Origin of the sequence: Synechococcus sp. R55.8 (assembly GCF_047461895.1) — a bacterium.
Classification (GTDB): domain Bacteria; phylum Cyanobacteriota; class Cyanobacteriia; order Thermostichales; family Thermostichaceae; genus Thermostichus.
Genome location: NZ_JANSIB010000109.1, coordinates 5,557 through 9,699, shown reverse-complemented (window position 1 = coordinate 9,699; position 4,143 = coordinate 5,557). Strand labels below are relative to the sequence as shown.

The 4,143-nt window shown below is 57.5% G+C and carries 4 protein-coding genes; 1 reads left to right on the top strand and 3 read right to left on the bottom strand.

Annotated features, from left to right (window positions below):
• Nucleotides 1-938 (top strand): DNA polymerase III subunit delta (gene holA / locus NW829_RS10655; RefSeq protein WP_414417049.1); only part of this gene is annotated, 938 nt, incomplete at its 5' end.
• A gap of 64 nt (nucleotides 939-1,002) precedes the next feature.
• On the opposite strand, the gene NW829_RS10650 is transcribed toward holA, so the two are convergent.
• The 3 genes from NW829_RS10650 to NW829_RS10640 all read right to left on the bottom strand — a co-directional run.
• Nucleotides 1,003-1,605: a cytochrome c oxidase subunit 3 gene (locus tag NW829_RS10650; protein WP_414417048.1), complete on the bottom strand. Its 603-nt coding sequence runs from the start codon at nucleotides 1,603-1,605 to the stop codon at nucleotides 1,003-1,005.
• A 146-nt stretch (nucleotides 1,606-1,751) separates the two neighbouring features.
• On the bottom strand, nucleotides 1,752-3,458 hold the full coding sequence (gene ctaD, locus NW829_RS10645; RefSeq protein ID WP_414417047.1) for a cytochrome c oxidase subunit I: 1,707 nt from the start codon (nucleotides 3,456-3,458) through the stop codon (nucleotides 1,752-1,754).
• Nucleotides 3,459-3,535: 77 nt separating this feature from the next.
• A partial coding sequence (locus NW829_RS10640; protein WP_414417046.1) for a cytochrome c oxidase subunit II occupies nucleotides 3,536-4,143 on the bottom strand: 608 nt, incomplete at its 5' end.

The window sequence follows — 4,143 nt, the reverse complement described above, 5'->3', positions numbered from 1 at the left end:
TTGCCGGGCTCAACCAAGCCATGACCCCGCCGCTGGGATCCACCGCCCGCTTGGTTTGGCTGGAAGAGACAACACTCACCCAACATTGCCCGGAAGATCTGTGGGAAGAAGTGGAGCGAACCTTGGCCCAGTTACCCCCTACCACCCATCTGCTCTTGACCACCAGCAGCAAACCGGATGGGCGCCTGAAATCCACCAAAATCCTCAAAAAAACGGCCATTGTCCGCGAGTTTTCGCAACTGGCCCCTTGGGATGAAGAGGGCATTCTCCAGCAGGTGCAGCGGGAAGCCCAACAACGGAATCTGGCCCTCAGCCCGGCAGCCGCCCAGAAATTGGCCGAGGCGGTGGGCAATGACTCCCGTCGCTTGGCGATGGAATTGGAAAAGCTGGCCCTGTTTACGGCAGGTCAACAGGATCCCATTTCTCCTGAACAAGTCGAGGCGTTAGTTCCCGCCAGCGCCTACAACAGCTTTCAATTGGCGGGATCCCTGCGCAAAGGGAATCTGGAACAAGCCCTACGCATCTTGACCCATCTGCTGGATCACAACGAGCCGGCCCTGAGGATTCTGGCGGTGTTGGTAGGCCAATTTCGCACCTGGCTATGGGTGCGGCTGCTGCTGGATCAGGGAGAACGGGATCCCAAGGTCATCGCCCAGAAAGCAGAAATCGGGAATCCCAATCGGGTTTACTTTCTGCAAAAAGAGGTGGGATCCCTGGAAAGCTCAGCTCTGCTGAGGGTGATGCAGCAACTTTTGCAACTGGAATACCAGCTCAAGCAAGGTCAGCCAGAGCGAGAGGTGTTTCAAGAGGCGCTGATCCAGATTGTGGCCTTTCTCCAGAAAGGCTCATCTTCCCGCAGCCGCTCTCAGACCTCAGCCGCCGCTCTTCTTGGGGAGAGGGGAACCGTTGGCCCAGCGAGCCGCTCCACTGCCACTTGAGGTAACCATGGGGCAGAGCTGAAATGGCTCTACGGGTTGCTGCCAAAATGGCTTCGAGACAACCTCAGAGCAAATAGAGCAAGATAAACAACACGATCCAAACCCCATCCACAAAGTGCCAGTAGATCTCAGCAGCTTCGACGCCAAAATGATGTTGGGCGCTGTAGTGGCCGGGTTTAAAGGAGCGCCAGAGCACTGCCAGAATAAACAGCAACCCTGCCATCACGTGGAGACCATGAAACCCCGTTAAAACATAGAAGGTGCTGGCAAACAAATTGGTGGTGAGGCCAAACTCCAGGTTGCTGTACTCATAGAGTTGCCCTGCCAGGAAAACCGCCCCCATCAGCGCTGTGAGGGCAAACCACAGCCGCAGACCCCTGACATCATCGGCCTTGATGGCCGACCCAGCTTTGTGAATGACGAAGCTGCTGGAGAGCAAAATCACCGTGTTGATCCCAGGCAAGAGCAATTCCCGCTCTGGGGTTCCCTCCGGGGGCCAGACAGGAGCGGTGAGGCTGTAGGCCAGGTAGGCCATGAAAAGCCCCAAAAATAGGCAGCCTTCTGCCACCAAAAACATCAAGATGCCGAAGACGCGATGATCCGGGTGCTCAGCGTGGGCCTGTGGGTGGCCAACCATCAGCGTTTCAGAGGCGAGGGATCCTTGCATATTCCTGTCCAAATCAAATCATCTCTCGCATTCCTGAGACTTCTTGGGATCGTCCAAGCGCTGGGGTTAGCCTGACCCAGATCCCAAGACTAAGACGGGAGTACCCGGTGAGCAGCGGATTAACTACCCACCGGGCATCCGGCCTGCTAAGAAGAAGTAGGCTCCGCTTCTGCCAGCGCCAGCTCCCGCAAGGTTTGCAACTGAGCAGCAAAGTAGTCCAGCGTCTCCTTGCTGTGCAAACCGTAGTCATAGGGGCCGGTCAGCAAAATGGGATCCCCATAAAAGTTGTGATGGGGCGGGGGAGAAGAAGTTGTCCACTCCAGTGTCAGGGCCTGCCAAGGATTATCCCCAGCTTTTGGCCCGGCCACCCAAGAGTAGATGACGTTGACCAAAAAGGGCAGAGTGGAAAGGGCGAGCATAAAGGCGCCCACCGAGCTGATCCAGTTCAGATCGGCAAATTGGGGATCGTACTGGGCCACCCGGCGGGGCATCCCCATCAGGCCCAGCTTGTGCATCGGCAAGAAGCACATGTTAAGGCCGACAAAGGTCAACACAAAGTGCACCCGCCCCCAAAACTCGTTCAGCAGCCGCCCCGTCATCTTGGGGAACCAGTGGTAGATACCGGCATAGATCCCGAACACGCTGCCCCCAAACAACACGTAGTGTAGGTGGGCCACCACAAAGTAGGTGTCGTGAACGTGGATATCCAGAGGCACCGAGGCGAGGATAATCCCGCCCAAGCCGCCGATCACAAACATCGAGACAAAACCCATGCCAAACAGCATGGCCGAGCGGAAGTGGATCTTGCCGCCCCACAAAGTGGCCAGCCAGCTAAACACCTTGATCCCAGTGGGAACGGCAATGGCCATGGTGGCGATCATGAAGAACACCCGCATCCAGTCAGGGGTGCCACTGGTGAACATGTGGTGAGCCCAGACGATCAACCCCAAAAAGCAGATGGCCAAGCTGGAGTAGGCGATGGCCTTGTAGGCAAAGATGGGCTTGCGGGCATGCACCGGCAAAATCTCGGAGATCATGCCAAAGACCGGCAAGATCATGATGTAAACCGCCGGGTGGGAGTAGAACCAGAACATGTGCTGGTAGACCACCGGATCCCCGCCGCCGCTGGGGTTAAAAAAGGCCGTGCCTGCCAAGAGGTCAAAGCTAAGCAAAATCAATGCACCGGCCAGAACCGGTGTCGCAATGAGGGTGAGAACAGAGGCTGCCAGCATGGCCCAGCAAAACAGCGGCATGTCTTCCATCTTCATGCCGGGCATGCGCATCTTCAGAATGGTGGTGATGAAGTTCACGGCTGCCAGGATGGAGGAGGTTCCTGCCAGCAAAATGCTCAGGATCCAGAGTTCTTCCCCCACCTTGCCGCTGATCAAGCTGAGGGGGGGGTAGGAAGTCCAGCCGGCAGCCGGAGCCTCTATGAACAGGCTGGCCAAAAGCAGGATCCCTGTGGGCGGAACCAGCCAAAAGGCCACTGCATTCAGCTTGGGGAAGGCCATATCCCGCGCCCCGATCATCAGCGGTACCAGGTAGTTGCCAAAGCCCCCCACCAAAGCAGGCACGATCCACAAAAAGATCATGATCGTGGCGTGCAGGGTAAAGGCACCGTTGTACCGCTCAAAGCCGAGAAAGTCGGCCTCTGGAGTAGCCAGCTCTGCCCGTACTGCCGTCGCCAGCGCCCCTCCCACCAAGTAGAAGAAAAAGGTGGTCACCAAGTACTGGATCCCGATGACCTTGTGATCGGTGGAGAAGGTAAAGAAGCGCCACCAAGGCTCAGCAGGAAGTTCAAGTTCAACCTTCGGTGCAGTAACAGGTCTCGGATTGTCTTGTAGCTGGGTCATTGCCAAAAAGCTCCCGTGTCGCGTCGGCGGAATGGTGTTCTCAAAAGCGCAGGCCAAAGGGGCGTCAGGGATCCCGGCTAGCCTGCGGAAGGAAGGGATCCAGAATGGGACTGGAGAGACTTCAAATCTGAGGGGGAGACGCCCAAACGCTGGTGGTGGACATGGGCAAAGGCAGACTCGGCCTCAGGGGAGCCTGGCCGAGGAGAGGGATGGACTGGCGAGAAATCTGAAACGAGGGCCAAGGTGCTGCCCTCGCCACGGGCGGCCAAAACTTGCTCCTGCTGCCAGCGCTCGAAGTCTTCCGGCGTATCCACAAACAATTGCCCTGCCATCACCCCATGATAGGGGCCGCACAGCTCTGCGCAGATGATGGGGTACTGCCCCAGTTGAGTGGGCACAAACTCCAGGTGGGTTTCTCGGCCCGGGATCACATCCTGCTTCAGGCGAAATTGCGGTACCCAGAAGGCATGGTTCACATCCAGAGCCGTCATATCCAAGCGCACCCGCTTGTTCAGAGGAAGGTGCAGCTCGCTGGCCACCAGGCCGGAATCCGGGTAGGTGAACATCCAAGCATATTGCATGCCCTGAACTTGAACGACCAGATCCGGCTGGCCCATCTCCTTCCCGGGTAGCACTACAGGGGTATAAGCGTAGCCGGGATCCCCCGCCTCAGCTTCGTGGGAAG

Excerpts from the sequence above, each read along its gene's own strand:
- ctaD (WP_414417047.1), bottom strand. The coding sequence starts at position 3,458 with ATGACCCAGCTACAAGACAATCCGAGACCTGTTACTGCACCGAAGGTT.
- NW829_RS10650 (WP_414417048.1), bottom strand. The coding sequence starts at position 1,605 with ATGCAAGGATCCCTCGCCTCTGAAACGCTGATGGTTGGCCACCCACAG.